This is a genomic window from Shewanella sp. 10N.286.51.B2 (assembly GCF_041469265.1).
Classification (GTDB): domain Bacteria; phylum Pseudomonadota; class Gammaproteobacteria; order Enterobacterales; family Shewanellaceae; genus Shewanella.
Window position 1 is genome coordinate 1 of record NZ_JBFRKH010000074.1, and the last position, 17,425, is coordinate 17,425.

Consider the following 17,425-nt stretch of genomic DNA (forward strand, 5'->3'; position numbering starts at 1 on the left):
GTCTTACTCTGGTACCGACGGTATCCTGGTTCAAAACCAAGATGGCTCAGTGACCTTCTCGCCAAATGAGAACTTCAACGGTGACATCAGCCTGGATGTCACCATCATCGATGATGATGGCGCCACTGCTGAAACCACCGCAGGCATTACTACACTGGCGGTTAATGACGCACCTGTAGTTGATGGCAATGTCGCTTACACTATGGATGAAGATGGTGTTATTACGGTCACGCAAGAGCAGTTACTGGCCAATGCCAGTGACATCGATGGTGATGAGTTAACTGCTAGTAATTTAGCTGTTAATGGTAATGGCAGTGTGGTTGATAACGGTAATGGCACATTCTCCATTACACCAGATCCAGATTACAACGGCGATTTAGGGCTGACATTTGATGTTTCAGATGGTGAAGCAACTGTTTCTGCCGCAATGGATTTAACAGTAAATCCAATTAATGATTTACCGACAGCACCTACTATCAATCTAGAGGGTACTGAAGACGTCAGCATAACCATTGACCCTAACTATATCCTTTCACAGGCAAGTGATATCGATGGTGATAATCTGACGTTAGATAATCTATCGGTTCGTCAACCTGCCAACTCATCACTAACACAGAATCAGGATGGTACTTATAACCTCATTACTCCTGAGCACTTCAATGGCTTAATAGAATTAAGTTATACCATTTCTGATGAAACTGGAGAGGAAGTTGAAGGTGAATTGGCAATGGATATCATCCCAGTGGATGATTCACCATTCCAAAATGGTAATGCGCATCTGACTATTCAAGAAGATGGCGACATAACCTTTAGCGAAGCTGATTTATTAGCCTTATTCGGTGATGTTGACAGCTCACTAACCATTTCGAAAGTGGTTACCGCAGATGGTGAGGAGGCTGACGGCAGTATTACTGACAATGGTGATGGAACCTGGACCTTTAGCCCGACAGGTGATTTTGCTGGTACCGCAGGTTTGCAGATCGTCGCAACAGATGGAAATAGTGAAGCAACGGTCGACTTACCTATTTATATTCGACCTGTAGCTGACGGTACTGTTATTACCACAGCTCATGAAGGGCCACTTGTTTTTGCTGAAGATAGCACGGGTCATTTCTCACTTAATGTTGAAATGCTTGATGCATCAGAAACAATGGAAAGTCTTGTGATGACAGGCTACCCAGTAGGCTTCGTAGTGAGTGATGGCACCAATACCATGACTATCACTGAAGAAGGGCAGGTTGTTGATATAACCCAATGGAATCTTGAAGATTTATCAATGACGCCACCAGAAGACTACAACGGTAATTTCTTTGTCACAGTATCTTCAGTTACTTTAGATGTTGGCGATGAAAGTTCAGTAGAGGATGACAGTCCATTATTGAACGATGTGCCACATGAAGAAGCATTTGCCATGAATGATGATGGTTACGTACTTTTAGAGGCCAGCGATTTATTGGAATCTCAAGGTTTAGATTCAGAGGCTGTCAATGTTGAAAGCGTGAGTTATTCAGGTGAAGAAGGAGTATTGATAGACAACGATAATGAGACATGGACATTCTGGTCAGATCCTGATTATCAAGGACCGGTCACTGTCGATTTTACCGTAGATGACGGCACATCTCATTCGGTTGATTTTGAAATATCGGCAATAAACACAGAGGCAGCAGTAGATAATATTGCCGAGGCAAGTATCGAAGCGCCAGCTGCAACAATCGTAACTGTTGATGAGTTACTTGAAAATGTAGAAGGTATAGAAGGTGATAATTTAACTGTTTCAAACGTGCAGGCAGAAAATGCAGTCGTTATCGATTTACTTGATGGTAGCTATAGTGTTGAGCAAGATACTGATTCACAAGGTTCTTTAGACTTAACTTACAGTGTCAGTAATGGCACAGATACAGTCGATAGCTCAATAACCCTTGGCTCTGCAGTAGGGAATGAATCTGAAGATTATGACTATACAGCAGCACCTGGTGGCAGTGTAAATGTATTCATACCAACAGATATCAGCTCAAACAGTGAAGTCGACCATGTGATTATTTCTGGTTTACCAGAAGGTGTTTCGCCTCAGTCAGGTATAGAGCAAGGAGACAGTGAATACTTAATTACTGGGGACTTATGTCAACCAGTCAAGCTAGAAATACCAGAAAACTTTAGCGGTGATATTAATATGGACATGAGTGGTGTTAATAGCATGGATCAACCAATTGATGGAGCAGCAACGTCTATTACCATTGACGTTAATTCCTCTTATGAAATGGATGGCTCAAGTGCTGATACGCAACAATTAATCACAGGCTCTGATGATAGTAATGCAGGTGATTGGACTTCAGGTGATAACACCGATCTCGGTATTGACGTTATGGATGACAGCGCCAGCTTTGATGATAGCGCTCATACAACAACAGAGGATGACTCAACGACATTGGCTGATTCAATATAAACCACGATTAAATATTTACAGTGATAAGACGTTAAAGTGCAGGTATCTTTATAAAATATATGTTTTTTATAGAGATATCTGGATTTTAAACTAAAGTTATTATTAGGGATTATTAAATCGTAATTACACAGTACCTAAGTCGTCAATTTAGGTGGTGTTAACCAAGTCAAAATGAGTTTTAAATATGATAAATATAACAGCGTTAAGTGACATGTTTGATGGTGATACAGAGTGCGTAAAAGAGCTATTAGGTTTGTATTTAGAGTGCAATGCTGATGCCGCAACAACCATTGAGGCGCATTATAGTACTCAGGATACAGAGGCGCTTTTTCATGTTTTTCATACTTTATCAGGTTCTTTGTCTAACTTGTGCGAAGAAGATGCTGTTCCATTGATTAGGGAGGCCGAGGGGATAAGTAAAAAGGGCGAAATGCCAAGCAGGCAGCAAATAGATGTAATACAGCAACACCTATCAAAAATTGCTGAGCAGGTTAGCCTTTCCGTTTAAAAAAATTTATTTCATTGACATAACAAGGTAGTGATGGAGATAAATGAAAGGTAAAGATAATCTTGAGCAAAACTTTGAAGACATCATCGAGGAGTCTATTAACAGTGTTCATTCTGATAGCTCTAGCGTATTAATAGCTAAAAACAGCAGTAATAGTTCACAAAAAGTTTCCTCGGTTGCATTTGTCTTTTTCTTTATTTTATTGATATGGGGCTCACAAGCAGAGCTTGAAATTACTGTGGCCACAAGAGGGGAAATACTTCTAAACTCAGATATCGAAAAAGTGCAACACTTAGAAGGAGGGATACTTGAAAAACTCTATGTCGCCCCTGGCGATATTGTTTACAAAGGCCAAAAAATTGCACAATTAAGATCAAAAGATAAGCTTGGTGATCTTGCTGTTAATCTTTTTGAAATCAATCAGCTTAGGATAGAGCTAATAAAATACGAATCTTTAATATCCCAACAAGAACCCGACTTTTCAGCCTTTAAAGACTATCCACAAACGCTCAAAATACAGCAAGAGCAATGGCGAGAAGAGAATAGCAAAAATGTAACCAGTGATGATTTAATGGAGCATGATATTGCCCATAAAACGGTGATCATCGACTCTATGAAACAGCGAATACTTTCTTCTACAGCCCAGTTAAACATAATTAAAAAGCAACTCGCCATAAAAGAGCAATTGTATAAAGAAGAAATGGCGTCATATACCGACGTGCTTAATATGCAAGTGCAAGAAATGAATATGCTGCGTGAAATTGAAAATTTAGAGGAGTCAGTAGTTAATGAAGGTTTTTTATTAACTCGTCTCACCAAGCAACTGGAAAACACCAAGTTTATTAGGGATAGCGAATATCGAACCAAGGTTGTTGCGCTAGACAAAGAGCTTTCAATAAAGTCAAAAATGCTGCCATCGATTTCAGATAAAGTGGATCGCTTGTTTGTTTATTCACCGGTAGACGGTACAGTAGATAAGCTTAATTATAATTATATCTCTGCCATTATATCGCCAGGGGATAGCATTGCTGATATCACGCCGTTAAATAATGCTTTACGAGCTGAGATAAAAATAGCCCGCAAAGACATAGGTTTTATCGTTAAAGGCCAAAAAGTAAAACTAAAGCTTGATGCCTATAATTTTGCTAAATACGGTGTTATCGATGCGGTGATTTCATCTATCTCGAGAGGATCATACGAAGAAAAAGAAGAAGAATTTTTTCTAGCCGAACTCACAATCAATAAAAATTATTTAGAAAATAAAGGGGTTAAGTACCACTTAGCACCATATATGGAATTTACTGCAGATGTAAAAACAGGCAGTAGAAAAATTATTGATTATGCTCTTAAACCTATAATGGCTGCGTTAGAAGAGTCGTTTAATGAGCGTTAAACATGAATGTAAAATATAATAATAATGCGCTAAAAATTAAAATTGCTTTTGCTATTGTGCTGATATTAACTCTCGGCCAAGTGGTTTATTCACTAAAAAATACCGTTTCTGGTCAGAAGCCTGCCGTCACGGCTAATCAAGATGCACTCATTAACACCTCAAACAATATCGTCGATCAACTTGAAATATTAAATGCCACCCTCTCCTTATGCGAAGTAGGGCGCTCACCATGTAATAAGGCTCAAATTTCTGTTTTGACGCAGCAAATTGCTAAAGACGTACAGTCTTTCATTTCTATCGCATCTACTGAAAAAAAACTTATATCCCTTGCTGGTCTGTTAAAGTTTGACTACGTTAACTTATATGTAAAAAAGTATAATGATCATAAAGATATCAATACATTAAAACTTGATATCGAAGGAAGTTTAGCAGAAGTTAGTGATATTTCAGCTAACCTAAATCAAAAATTAGCAGCTGATATAAAGCAAAATTCACAATCCCAAATGGCGATATTTTTTGCCATCAATACCGCCATATTTGGTTTTTTTGTGTTTGGCTGGTACCTGATAAGGAAGCAAATTCGATACACAGTAAAAGAAAAGAGCAGATTATCGAAGTCGTTTCATCATATTTTAGGTGACGTTAAAACCCTCAATCATAGTTCTCTAAAGCATCGCTTATCAGATATTGAATCAAGCTCAGATGAAAAAAAAATCTACTCCATGCTGCTGTTTAGTTTTGAAAAGTTAGAGCAGCAAATGAGTAAAACTGACTTATACCAAAGGCTGTATAACTTATTAGGTTATGAAATTAGAGGCATAACTAACACCATACACGGGGGCATTGATCTACTGGTCAATAAAGAGAATGTTCAAGAGGTTTTACAGGCCAAAGAGATCACCACTGCGACCAGAACATTAGAAAACCTTGCTGAAAATTTTAATTTACTTTCAACAGTAGAGTCATCTTCTAGCACAAAGTTGGTCGATTTTTACAATTTAATTAGTGAATTAGTAGTACTACTATCAACAAAATCTAAGCAACAAAATAAACTTATAGAATGTTACGTCGCAAATACTATTCCCTTATCCTTTTATGGTCATCATACTGGTTTATTTTGGCTTTTGCTGATGCAAATTTCCGAAACAATCTCCAGTTCCAACTGTCGTAACGTACTGTTTTCTTTAAGTTGCAGCTCGGCAACAAGGGTTGAGAAGTTACAGATTAATATTGATCTATACCTCTATGATCAAGATATACCCTCCATGGAGCATATCGAAAATTTAGCTTGGGGTGTCGTACCTAAAAAAGACATAACCAACAAGGCATTGGTTAAAACATTACTCAATCAAATAAAAAAATATCATGTCATTCAAAAAAATATTGATGACATATCAAGAGTGCGGATCTCTTTTGATGTCACCCCTGTTGATTATCAGACTGAAAATAACCAGCTCTACGGCAGAACGCTGCTAATTTGTGGTGCATCTTATATGCAAGTTGATGTGATTGAACAAATGCTAACAGATCAAGGGGCTAAAGTGATTATTGCCCGCACCGGCAATGAATTATTTCAATCTATAAAGGAGCTTTCACCCCAAGATGGCATCATCTTAACCAATACTATTCAGGGGGTAAATTTACAGTCATTTTGTAAAATATTAAAGGCGAGGCTGAATAAGAAAGTGATCAAAATATTCTTGTCGTTATCATCCTCAAATATCGATGAGAAGCTCTACGAACATGTTGATCATGTCTTTTATCACCCTTGTCCACCCAGTGATTTTATCGCCCATATTGTTGAGCATATAAATAAAGACGAAGACGCAGCGGTAGATGAAAAATCAGAAAAAATATTAATCGTTGAAGATGATAGGTTGCAGCAATTTATCTTGAAGAAAATACTCACTGATTTAGGTTTTGATTGTGATACGGCTAATGATGGTAAAGAAGCCATTGAGTCAGTCAAAGTGGGCGATTATAAAACGGTGTTTATGGATTGTATTATGCCTAATCTTGATGGTTTAGAGGCGACATCAAGGATCAGACAGAGTGACAATGAAAATAATCTGCCTGACAGGGTCATCATCGGTGCGACCGCTTTAACCAGTAACGATGAACATCAAAAATGTATCAGTGCGGGCATGGATTATGTCATCCATAAGCCCTATAAAAAAGATGAGATTTTTAATGTATTAAGAAAGTATCTAGCAATTAATAAGGCGAATAAATGAAGATTATTAAATTCGCTTTAATACTGTTGTGTGTTGTTAATGCTGCTTCTACAAGGGCATCAGAGCTATCTTTGTTAATTGATCAGGCATTGAGGAATAATTATCAGATTATCAGTTCTGAGTTTGAATTAGTGTCTTCAGAATATGATCTACAAAAAGGGACTTCGCCTTTCTTACCAACCGTGAATATTCAGGCAAATTCCACTTGGAATGAATCTAAAACCACCTACCCTAACCCTGATGATGGCAGTCGTACCGATAATGACTATAACAGTAATGGTTACAGTTTATCCTTGTCACAGGTATTACTGGATTACTCTATCGTATATGACTACGACTTGAGCAAGTTAGAGTTACAAATAAATGAAATAAAACATAATAAAATTCTCAATGATATTATCATCAAGGTGGTTGAAAATTATTTCTCTTATTTAAAATTCAAAGCGCAGCATAAAGCCACCAAAGTGGAGCTAAAGTCATCTCAAGCACGCCTAGAGCAAATTAGTAGAAACAATGAGCTGGGTAATGTGGCCAAAACAGATGTTTATGAGGCCTATGCTAAGAAGGAGCAAAATGCAAAAAGCTTGGCAAGCATTGAAAAAGACATCAGGATTTCTCTAATCAAGCTCAATTCTACAACCCAAACAAAGCTCGAACCTAAGTTTGATATCCAATTAAATCAGCACTATCAACAGATCCCATCAAGAAGCAAAAGTAAGCTTAAAAAAAACTTAGCCCATAAAAACTACGACATTATTATTTCACAATACAATATCAAAAAATCAGAAACCACATTGGATAAAACCAAATCAGGCTTTTACCCCACCATTTCAGCGTCGGCAAATTATAGTGTCAATGATAGCAATAATAATGTTGAAACCTATAACGATGATATCAGCTACTCTTTAAATATAAATGTTCCCATAATGAGTGGTGGCTCCACTTATTATGAATATCAAAAAAATAAGAATAAAATATTCCAGAGTATCGCTAACCATAGGCAATCAATTGATGACGCAGGAGTTGAATTTGATGAGTTGATTTATCAAATTAATGACAATGTCACATCAATTAATTTGTTGCGGAAAATTATTATATCGAACTACTCAGTTTATAAAGGAACGCAAAAAGCTTATAAAATCGGAACTAAAACATTAACGGATTTACTTTCTTCAGAGTCAAATTTATACAACAGTATTCGTGATTTTTATTCTAATCAATATGATTACATCATCAATATGACTAAGTTTGACGCCTTACTCGGCCCAGTTGACCTTAATATTCTTAGTGCATTATCAAATAGTATGGTGCCGATACAGAATAATTTTGATTTGGAAGTGCTTGAAAAGTTGAAAAAGGAAGCTGATGAATAAATTATCCTATATTCCTAAACTGTCGATAATCGACTTAGTTTTTCTATTCACTTCAAGTATTCTGACGACCTTACTTGGGTTGGTGTTACCATTTGCAATTTTGATTATCTTTGACCGGGTACTGCCAAATCAAGCAACTTCCACTTTGTATTTTATCTATTCAATTATTTTAATAGCGATAATTTTAGATTACAAAGTGAAAGCATTAGAAGAAACCCTTATTGCTGATATTGGTAATAAGTTTGAAAGAAAAATCACCAATCAACTGTTTCAGGCGGTATGTCATGCCAATATCACCCGTTTTAAAAAGCTTGAAGTCGGTGAATACTTAGAACGACTCAATACGATCCCCAGCTTAAAATCCTATTTTAGTGGCGACTTAGTGTCATCTTTTATCAATATATTTACTTGTATTGTGACCATAGTCGTACTGGCGGTCATTAATCTGAATACCGGTATTATCATCAGTGTAGCGTCATTATTTCTATTTATTATTGCCTATTTTTCAACAAGTAAAAAAGTGCAGTTATTAGAAACCAAGTCGACTATTGAGGGGATTACAAACTCTAAAATAATCGAGATTGTGTCATATCCACTGGATATTAAAAGTCGCACCATGGAATACCGAGTTGAAAACTTGATGAATAACATGATCGAACAACGAGAGCATTTCAGTACTAAATTTGAAAGACAGGAATCAAATTTTGCCTTAATTCTTTCTTTGGTGCAGCAGCTTTCAGTGGCGGTAGTGGTAATTAATGGTGCCCTTAGCGTGATCGCAACAGAAATGAGCCAAGGGGTGATGGCGGCTATTATTTTATTAACTAACCGCTATTTTGGCCCGTATCAGCAAGCGATGAGAACTATGGGACAATGGAAAATCAATAAAATTTATATTGATCGCTTGAATGAAATGTTGCTGATGGAAAATACCAATAAAGCGGCTTGCACCTCGCCTGAGTCTGCTGCCGGGCAAGAGCCTAACACTAGCTCTGGTTCAAGTGTGTTGGCCAGTGATAAAGCTAACGAAGCGTTATTAGCCTACAACAGTAGGATCCCCAAGATAATTTTTAATAATCGAGAAATCTCTTTTACTAAGGGAAAAATAACCCTACTAAAAGGCAAGTCGGGTAGTGGTAAAACCCGGTTAATTGAGCGCATTGTACAAAAATCTCAAGAAGAGAATATCGATGCTAACCTTGTTGTAACTATAGATAAAAACAGCAGTTTTATTGAAGGGACTATCATAGATAATATCACTTGTTTTAGGCCGCAATTACATAAGGCGGCATATTCTCTTTGTGAAGCTTTATCAATAAAAGAAGATATCGACCAACTCAAACTCGGTTTTTTTACTGAGCTCAGTAGCGGTAATAGTAAAGTATTTTCTCGTCAGGTTTCTTTTTTATTACTTATTGTAAGAGCACTATTAAATAACAAGTTGGTTATTATTATTGATGATTTTGATCTTGTTTACGATAAAGAAGTGGCCATTAATTTGCTCTCTTGTTTGAGGCCCCGCACCGGAAAATACTCCTTTGTCATAGTGAGTAATAAAATCACCAATACTGACACCCTGGTTGAAACGATTACATTGGGTTAAAAAATGGATACTTTAATAGCATTTGATGAGCTTAACGAAAGACTAGAGCACTTTAAGCATGGTGAGTATCAGCAGCGCTTTGAACAAACGCCATTATTAAATGGCATAGCCTATGCGTTGATTGCATTAGAGTGGGAAGGGACCCCCAGTATTTTATCCGATGTCTTTATTCATCATGACAACCACCTTAGCGCATTTAAAGCCACATTAACCAGAGTTGGCTATGAGTGTCTAAGCATTGATATAAAAACAAAAGATCAATTACACGAGGTCACATGTCCGGCCTTTATTTCGCTAAAACATCAAAATTATATTTTACTCAGTTATAACGATAAAACCTGCTTCTTATATGATTATGAAAATGACAATATTTTCGAATATGTGTTTGATCCCAGCGGCGAGTTTGTCGCATCGATCTGTTACATATCAAGTTACTCTCGGTTATTTCGAGAGCCGCCGCCAGAGTCTCAAGATAAAAAGAATTGGATTAAATATTCGTTTTATCGATATAACGCAGAATTTAAAGATCTCATTAAACTGAGTTTAGGGATCAACTTGTTGGGCGCCCTGCAGCCTTTTTTTATTATGAGTGTATATAATTTTGCCTTAAGTGCAGGCTCGATTTCTACCTTATTGTGGCTTTCAGCAGGGGCTGTGATGGTCGCTTGTTTCGAATATATTTTGAAAAAGCAGCGTATGGAAATTCTAGCAACCTCAGGCAAAGAGCTCTCTTGTTATATTTCTTACAGTGTTTTGTCTAAACTGCTGTGGCTGCCCTATGCGATGACATCAAGTGCTGGTACATCTTCACAGTTAGCCAGACTCAAAGATATTGACCAATTTAGGCAGTTAGTGACAGCTGAATCAAGCTTAAGCTACTTTGATTTACCTTTTATCTTTATTTTTATCATTGCCATAGTCATCATGTCTGGCACCGCGGCGATAACCGTAATATCTGGTATTTTAGTCATGGTGGGCTTTTGTGTGTATGGCCGCTACATCTATTCAAAATCGGCTTCTCAAAGTTCTAGAGCCAATGCGATGGTTTCTTATCAGTGGAATGAAATATTATCCAATACCTCCTCAATTCAAGGGTTACCATTAATTTCGGTATTAAAATCACGTTTTAATTCAGCGTTAATACAACGATTAAGCGATTCACACCAAGTTAGTACCACTAACAGCAAAGTGCAGAGTATGGGTGGTAGTTTGATTCAAATTATCGGCATCACCAGTATTGTCACCGCGGTGTCAGGCGTGATGGAAGGCACGACAGATGCAGGTGCTATGTTGGCGATTATCATTTTAGTGTGGAAGGCACTAACGCCAATTATGGGGATTTATAATTCCTTAGCCAAAATAGATACTATTAAAGCTTCAACGGGGCAAATTAATGCGCTAATGTCACTAGATGATGACCGCAATAAAATGGAGAAAAGCTCGCCATTAAATCAATTTCAGGGACAGTTAGAAGTCACCGGGCTAACCCATCGTTATACGGGGCTTTCAAAAGGGTTAACTAACTTATCTTTTCGTGTTGGCAAAGGCCAGAAAGTGTCAGTTTGTGCGCCTTCTGGGGTAGGTAAAACCACGTTAATGAACCTTTTAGGGGGGATTGAAACCCGTTTTCAAGGTCAAATCACGCTAGATAATTATAATATTACCCAGTTTAATAGCTTCAAATATAGAAATAGCATCTGCTATATCCCCTTTGACTTTCATTTATACCAAGGGTCAATTCTGGCTAATTATCGGCTTTATAATGGCTATGTTGATGAAGACCATATCGATAAAATGATCAGCTTTTTTCATTTAGAAAAATACTTGCCAGAAGGTAAGTCAACACTGATCACCAGCGGATTAATCAAAAGCTTACCAGATGGTATTTTAAGAAAAATAAAGCTGATGATTGGTATTGGTAGTTGTCAGCAAAAATTTCTTATTATTGATGAGCCATTTGTCGGCTCAGAAAAAGAAAATAGCCATTATTTAACTTCGCTTTTTTCTAGCTATTTAAAGAAATGCACAGTGATCTATACCAGCAATGAGAAGGCCATGGTGGCAACATCAGATCTGTGTTTACTGCTGGATGAAGAGGGGGCGCAGAAGTTTTTTGGTACGCCTGATAAGGTCTTATCAGCGGCGTCTAAAATATTGTATTAAAGGCCGTAGCCTTTGCAGATGGTATTCGCTTCAACAGGGTCTAAGGAGGCTACTTTTAATCCCCCTTTTTCATCAGTCAAATTTGGTAGTGTATTCTTGTAGTGGGCTTTTAATTGAGCTTAGCTGTGAATTGAGTTTCGCTATAAATAAAGCACAGATAAAAGACATCAAATAAATTTAGTGAGCTTTTCTACCAGAATTTCGCGTCTAAAGGGTTTAGGTAAATAATCGTTCATGCCCACATCGTAACACTTTTGAATATCATCATCTAAAATTGAAGCGGTTAAGGCTATGATAACCACAGGCTCTGAGCCTTCTACCTTTTCAAAAGCGCGTATGGCCTCAGTGGCTTCAAAGCCTGTCATAACTGGCATCATACAATCCATCAGTATCAATTCGATGTTTTTATGGTGACGTTTATATATTTCTAGCGCTTCGCCACCATGGTTGGCAATTTTGTAATTTATTCCTAATTTTTTTAAGTTAATTTCAACCACTTTCTGATTAATTTTATTATCTTCCACCAGCAAAATAAGTTTGTCACTCTTCATCGTCGCTTGAGTGCTTTCAATGTCAGCAGTAACTGATCTTGTGACGGTTTTCAGTAAGGTATCTAATCTAAGCCCTAACAATGGGATTGTGACGTAGCCAGAAATGGATTCGCCAAAGTCATCCTTGCTATCATTGTTATGACGAGATAGCACCACAGGCAAGTTTGGGTAAGCTTTAGTTATGTTAATGATGTCAGAGGCTTTAGTCGTGGGAGTTTGCTTGAGCAGTAATACTGCACTGTCTGATATTGATTCAGGCAGCTCATCAAAGGCCTTAAGTAAGATGACAGGGTAGTTAAATTCATCCAAATTTTGCAGTAACAGGGTTTCATGCTCGTTAGCACAGTAATAAATGGTTTGAGCTGGCTTAGCAGGGGCTGTATGGGCCTGCTTGTCTAAAATCAAATTGAAATAAAACTCTGAGCCGACTCCTTTGGTTGAGTTGATTTCAATTTTACTGCCCATCATTTGAACCATTTTTGCTGAAATAGCCAGCCCTAAACCTGTGCCACCAAATTCAGTAGAGGTGCTATTGCTTTCTTGTTTAAATTCTTCAAATACCTGACTTTGTTTGTCCTCATCTATTCCAATACCAGTATCTCTTACTGAGAAATATAAATTAACCTTATGGTCTTGGGCGCTTTTTAATGGCTGTTGTCGCAAGGTAAATTGCACTGAACCTGAACTAGTAAACTTAATCGCATTTGATGCCAGATTCATCAAAATTTGTCTTAGCTTTTGCTCATCGGCACGGATTAACGTCGGTATTTGTGCATCCATATCGATACGCAATTCGATATCTTTTTGCTGTGCCTTGGGGGCGATAAGGGCTGCTGTATCGTAGATAACTTCTTTTATGGCGCAAGTGTGAACATTAATATCAAACTTGCCCGATTCAATTTTGGAGAGGTCTAAAATATCATTGATAAGCATTAATAGTGTTTGAGAGGATGCATTTATCGTCGCTAAATAGTCTTTTTGCATGGCGTTTAAATTAGAGTCTGTGAGGATCTCGGTCATGCCAATAATGCCATTTAACGGAGTACGTATTTCGTGGGACATATTCGCGAGAAACGAGCTTTTAGCCCGATTGGCCTTTATTTCATCTTGCTTAGCGTCAATCAGTTCTGCTTCAAGTTGATGGCTGGCAATGTTGACCGTATATAAGGTTATAAAGATAAGTAAGCATAATAATAAGGCAAGCAGATAGTCATACAATAAGTAATTTTTAATTTTCTCATCTATCATGCTTGGAAGTTGATTAAATAACCCATCAAGCTCCTCTTCAACCTGTTGAATCGAGGCGCGAAGCTCACCTTGTAGCCCTGATTTATAGTCGTAGCCAAGCTTTTGATGTGCAGTTTGTAGCGTGAAAAATGCGTTTTTATAGGCTTCTAAATAGCGAGTAATGGATTTATCGATATTATTTCGGCCCAGAAGTGAGCCAAGCGTGTCAAATTGCAGCGTAATTTGTTCAAGCTGCTTTGGGTCAAAGCTGGAGAAAAACTCGAAAGTCTGCTGCTGAATATCAAGCAGTACCAGGTTTAATTCAGCATCATGACGCTGCAAAGCATCTTGCTCAAATGCCAGCTCCGCAAGCTTAAATCTGCCTTGATAACCAGGTTCAAGGTCATCTCCGTCAATCAAAAAGGTTTGCTTGCTAAGTTCGTTAAAGGTGTTGGTATAGCGGGCGACACTCTTGATACTGTCAAGGCCGTTAAAGTCTATTTGTAAGTCATGGGATATCAATATGCTATTGATATCCAGCAGTTGTTGCTCTAATAATCTTTCGCTGTAATTAAGCTGGGTGATGTATTGCTCTTCACGTCTTAGGATAAAATCCTTTTCCAATCGGCGAAGTTGTAAAAGGGTATTGGAGGCAAGCGATATCTTATTTTGAAACACTCCGAGCTCGTGTCGCTGTTGAATAGTTTTTTGATTGGCGATTAAAAAAAGTATCAAAATAATAAATATTGAAACCGCACCAACAGCCATTAACTGCTTAAGATTAAGTCGTGCAAAAGTTTTCATATCCATAAACCTTTAGTAATCCATTATCATTGCCAATCCTATCTAATAACTATAGTTGTAAATCATATTAATATCAGAAAACAAACAGAAAAAGATTGATAAAACACTGATAAAATCAAGCCATAGGTTAAGTTTATCAGTCACAGTACAAACAAAATGCAGCAGGTTTAGCTTACTCATACCTGCATTGTTTCAGGCTGACATGGGTAGGGCTTGAATATAATGAAAAACCTTGCCGTTTTTGGGGAAGCACATAGCGTGATACAGATTGCTAATCATCCAAAGCTTCAAGATACAAGTGGTCAACTAATATTAATTACAGTTAAACCGCGGACTTTTTGGGTTTCTCTGGTATTTTAGTCACAATTTTTTGGCCAGTATTCTGGCTTTAGTTGTTTTGGGAATATGTAGGCATGAATAGCATCGATCTATTTGTAAAAAACTGGGGCAGTAAAAATGCCATGGTGCCAATAAAGAGTCAGTTTATCGCTGAACTTGAAGCAAAACTGACGGCAGTGCTGCCAGACTCATATAAGTATTTAATCTCAACCTATGGCTTGGTGCACACCCCTAATGTATTGACAAAAATTTGCGATTTAGGTGTCGATATTTCTGAAGTGCAGGACTTTTTAAGCCTTGAAGATGTGGCGTTACTGTCCAACTTATATGAGATGAGCGGCATGCCAAAAGGGCATATTTTGTTTGCCTCTGATTGTAAGGGCAACATGTTTTGCTTTAAGCAAACCGAGTGTCAAACTCAGCAGCAAGATGTGGCTGTGTGGTTTTATAATCAAGGTTGGGGGACGGTTGAAAAGGTGTCTAATTCGTTCAGTGAATGGCTACAGCAGTTCAATGATCTTTAAAGCGGATGTATCACTAGCTAAGTTACTTATTGTATAGCTTCCAGTAGGTTAACTGTCTAAGTATATTGATTTTAAGTGTAAGTTTCTGTTAGTGAAAAAACCGGCTTAAGTAATTAAGCCGGTTTTTTATGGATTATTTTTGTTTGCGTAACCAGTTCATTTGGTAAATAACAAAACTGATAAATACCATAAAAATGATTAAGAATGTTTTTTGCAATAAAGGGTCTTCTAATGATGTCACTATGGGGTCATCCATAGGGAAACGGGTCATAATCTCGGTGGCAGTAGGGATCAAATGAAATAGTATGGTTGCCGAAAAACAGAGGTTAACTAGATATTTATTCCACGATTCAAACAGCACTGTTTTATCAAGTACGATGCCAATAACAGCCGCTAATATGGTTAATGTAAGGCTCGAAGTATAAGACTCGAAGTTTAATTTGGGGGCATTTTTTGGCCACTGTGTTAATTCAGGCTAATTCATCCAAGGACTCGATATCGAGTCCTTTTTTGTTGGTTTTTAGTCAGAATATTACTTTACATAAGCGGTATCGCAAAGCTATGTTTAAGCTATTGTTTGCTTGAAATTTAAACTGCACAGGCCTTGAGTTTAATTCAGATGACGCGATGTAAGGAGTGGTTGTGGACATAAAATTGAATATCAAATTATCTACATTCTGTATTACTCAGTTCTCAATAGTCACCCTGTTGGTTCTTGCTGGGCTCGCTGCCTATATTTATGCTCATATCACTGGACATGAATATGTATTGGGTTTCTTGCCGTTATTTGACGTAGGTAATGAGCAAAGCTTTCCGACTTATTTCTCGGTATTAAATTTACTATTAGCGTCAATATTGTTTTTTGTTTTATATCTATTTGAAAAAACCAATCATCATAAAGGCTTTAATTATTGGTTATATTTAGCAGTGCTATTTTTATTATTATCCTGTGATGAGAGCGTAGGGGTACACGAAAATTTTTCAAATATTCATGATTACCTTGCTGCGAAAGACATCATACCGGCCTTAATTAGCTCACACACATGGTTACCTTTTGGGGTGTTGTTTGTGTTTGTTGTAGGCGTCTCGCTAGTGCCATTTTTAAGATCATTATCAAAACAAAGCGCTTTTTATTTTGTACTTTCAGGGGGGATTTTTCTTACCGGGGCTATTGGTTTTGAATATCTAGGTGCTGTGATGTTAGAGCACGGATTAGTCGATTCCAAGGCTGACTTATTGTACAAACTGCGCCGAGTATTTGAAGAGGCGTTTGAAATGTATGGCATCGCAATATTAAACTGTGCTTTATATCGAGAGATGCTTAATAGAAAGCTTTGTTTGGCTATTCATCGCTCAGAATCATAAGCTATGATCTTCGCCGTAGAGTTGCACAGACTTTACCGGATTATAGTAAGAAAACTGTGAAAGAAGATTGATCGCTATAGGGTTTTTCCATTCATTCAAGTCACAAGAACACACAGCTAAAACCCCAAGCGCTAAAGTTTACTATCACCCAAGTTACGACTATAACTTAAGTAGTCGACTCTAATGGGTGAGCCTGCCAAAACGTTTAGGAAAAGTTTAAACATGAACATGCAGATAGTTTCTCAGGCTAAAAATCTCACCGGTTTCTTCTTTCTTCTCTATTTTTTACCCCTTGCCTTATTGCTATTTGTTATCCTCGCCAGTACCACAATGGATTTACCTTTTGGCATTTTTACCCGTGATCTCGCTGCGACGGCAGAAGTGAATCCTTTAACTGGGGTGACATCAAATGTTGGCGCTTTATTGTGGGCAGCTGCTGCGACCATATGCTTTTTAGCTTGGGAGGTTTTTCGTCATCAGCCTAAAGAAAAGTGGTTCGCTGTATTTATGTTGTGTTCAGGCCTATTAACCACGCTGCTATTATGTGACGACTTTTTTATGCTGCACGATTATATTTTTCCGCGTTATTTAGCTATCAAAGAGAAGTTTTTTCTATTGGCTTACTTCAGTTTAATGTTTTGCTGGATGGTGGTTTTCAGAAAGTGCATCCTAAAAACGCAGTATCTAATTCTGCTGCTCGCCTTTGTTTTTTTGGGTTTGTCAGTGTTGGTTGATCAGTTTCAAACTCCAATCGAGGCCTTTATTGGTGACTCACGTATTTTGTTTGAGGATGGCTCTAAGCTGATTGGTATTGTTAGTTGGCTTGGCTATTTTTTTAAATGCTGTTTATTGAAAATAAACGAAAATATACTCGAGTAAGGGGGTTAATTAATTTCTT

At 37.6% G+C, this 17,425-nt stretch carries 12 protein-coding genes; 10 read left to right on the forward strand and 2 right to left on the reverse strand.

All coding sequences use genetic code 11. The annotated features are described in order from the left end of the window. The 7 genes from AB4140_RS17855 to AB4140_RS17885 all read left to right on the forward strand — a co-directional run. The coding region (locus tag AB4140_RS17855; RefSeq protein ID WP_372002026.1) for a tandem-95 repeat protein at positions 1–2,443 on the forward strand (2,443 nt) is incomplete at its 5' end. 184 nt (positions 2,444–2,627) lie between these two features. Further along, a complete protein-coding gene (locus tag AB4140_RS17860) occupies positions 2,628–2,951 on the forward strand; it encodes an Hpt domain-containing protein (protein ID WP_102438343.1) in 324 nt (107 codons plus the stop codon). Positions 2,952–2,994: 43 nt separating this feature from the next. Further along, positions 2,995–4,344: an HlyD family type I secretion periplasmic adaptor subunit gene (locus AB4140_RS17865; protein WP_102438345.1), complete on the forward strand. Its 1,350-nt coding sequence runs from the start codon at positions 2,995–2,997 to the stop codon at positions 4,342–4,344. Positions 4,345–4,346: 2 nt separating this feature from the next. Further along, positions 4,347–6,578: a response regulator gene (locus tag AB4140_RS17870; protein ID WP_372002028.1), complete on the forward strand. Its 2,232-nt coding sequence runs from the start codon at positions 4,347–4,349 to the stop codon at positions 6,576–6,578. After that, the gene (locus AB4140_RS17875) at positions 6,575–7,951 is read left to right on the forward strand and encodes a TolC family protein (RefSeq protein WP_372002030.1); all 1,377 of its coding nucleotides are present in this window, start codon (positions 6,575–6,577) and stop codon (positions 7,949–7,951) included. The genes AB4140_RS17870 and AB4140_RS17875 overlap by 4 nt, the downstream gene beginning before the upstream one ends. Next, on the forward strand, positions 7,944–9,554 hold the full coding sequence (locus AB4140_RS17880; RefSeq protein ID WP_198589346.1) for an ABC transporter transmembrane domain-containing protein: 1,611 nt from the start codon (positions 7,944–7,946) through the stop codon (positions 9,552–9,554). Before AB4140_RS17875 ends, AB4140_RS17880 begins: the two co-directional genes overlap by 8 nt. A gap of 3 nt (positions 9,555–9,557) precedes the next feature. After that, positions 9,558–11,717 (forward strand): ATP-binding cassette domain-containing protein, encoded by a 2,160-nt coding sequence (locus AB4140_RS17885; protein ID WP_102438353.1) that lies wholly within the window; start codon positions 9,558–9,560, stop codon positions 11,715–11,717. A 167-nt stretch (positions 11,718–11,884) separates the two neighbouring features. Here AB4140_RS17885 and AB4140_RS17890 read toward each other — a convergent pair whose 3' ends face one another. Beyond that, positions 11,885–14,299: an ATP-binding protein gene (locus AB4140_RS17890; protein ID WP_372002033.1), complete on the reverse strand. Its 2,415-nt coding sequence runs from the start codon at positions 14,297–14,299 to the stop codon at positions 11,885–11,887. Between the two features lie 413 nt (positions 14,300–14,712). On the opposite strand from AB4140_RS17890, the gene AB4140_RS17895 reads away from it, so the two are divergent. After that, a complete protein-coding gene (locus tag AB4140_RS17895; RefSeq protein ID WP_102476887.1) occupies positions 14,713–15,162 on the forward strand; it encodes an SMI1/KNR4 family protein in 450 nt (149 codons plus the stop codon). A gap of 133 nt (positions 15,163–15,295) precedes the next feature. On the opposite strand, the gene AB4140_RS17900 is transcribed toward AB4140_RS17895, so the two are convergent. Then, on the reverse strand, positions 15,296–15,523 hold the full coding sequence (locus tag AB4140_RS17900; RefSeq protein WP_133126443.1) for a hypothetical protein: 228 nt from the start codon (positions 15,521–15,523) through the stop codon (positions 15,296–15,298). A 281-nt stretch (positions 15,524–15,804) separates the two neighbouring features. Between AB4140_RS17900 and AB4140_RS17905 the strand changes: the two genes are divergently transcribed. Both AB4140_RS17905 and AB4140_RS17910 read left to right on the forward strand, forming a co-directional pair. Continuing rightward, positions 15,805–16,527 carry a hypothetical protein gene (locus AB4140_RS17905; protein ID WP_303445951.1) on the forward strand — a complete coding sequence of 241 codons (723 nt, stop codon included), beginning with the start codon at positions 15,805–15,807 and terminating at the stop codon, positions 16,525–16,527. 222 nt (positions 16,528–16,749) lie between these two features. Then, on the forward strand, positions 16,750–17,406 hold the full coding sequence (locus AB4140_RS17910) for a hypothetical protein (RefSeq protein WP_372002036.1): 657 nt from the start codon (positions 16,750–16,752) through the stop codon (positions 17,404–17,406). Positions 17,407–17,425: the final 19 nt, after the last annotated feature.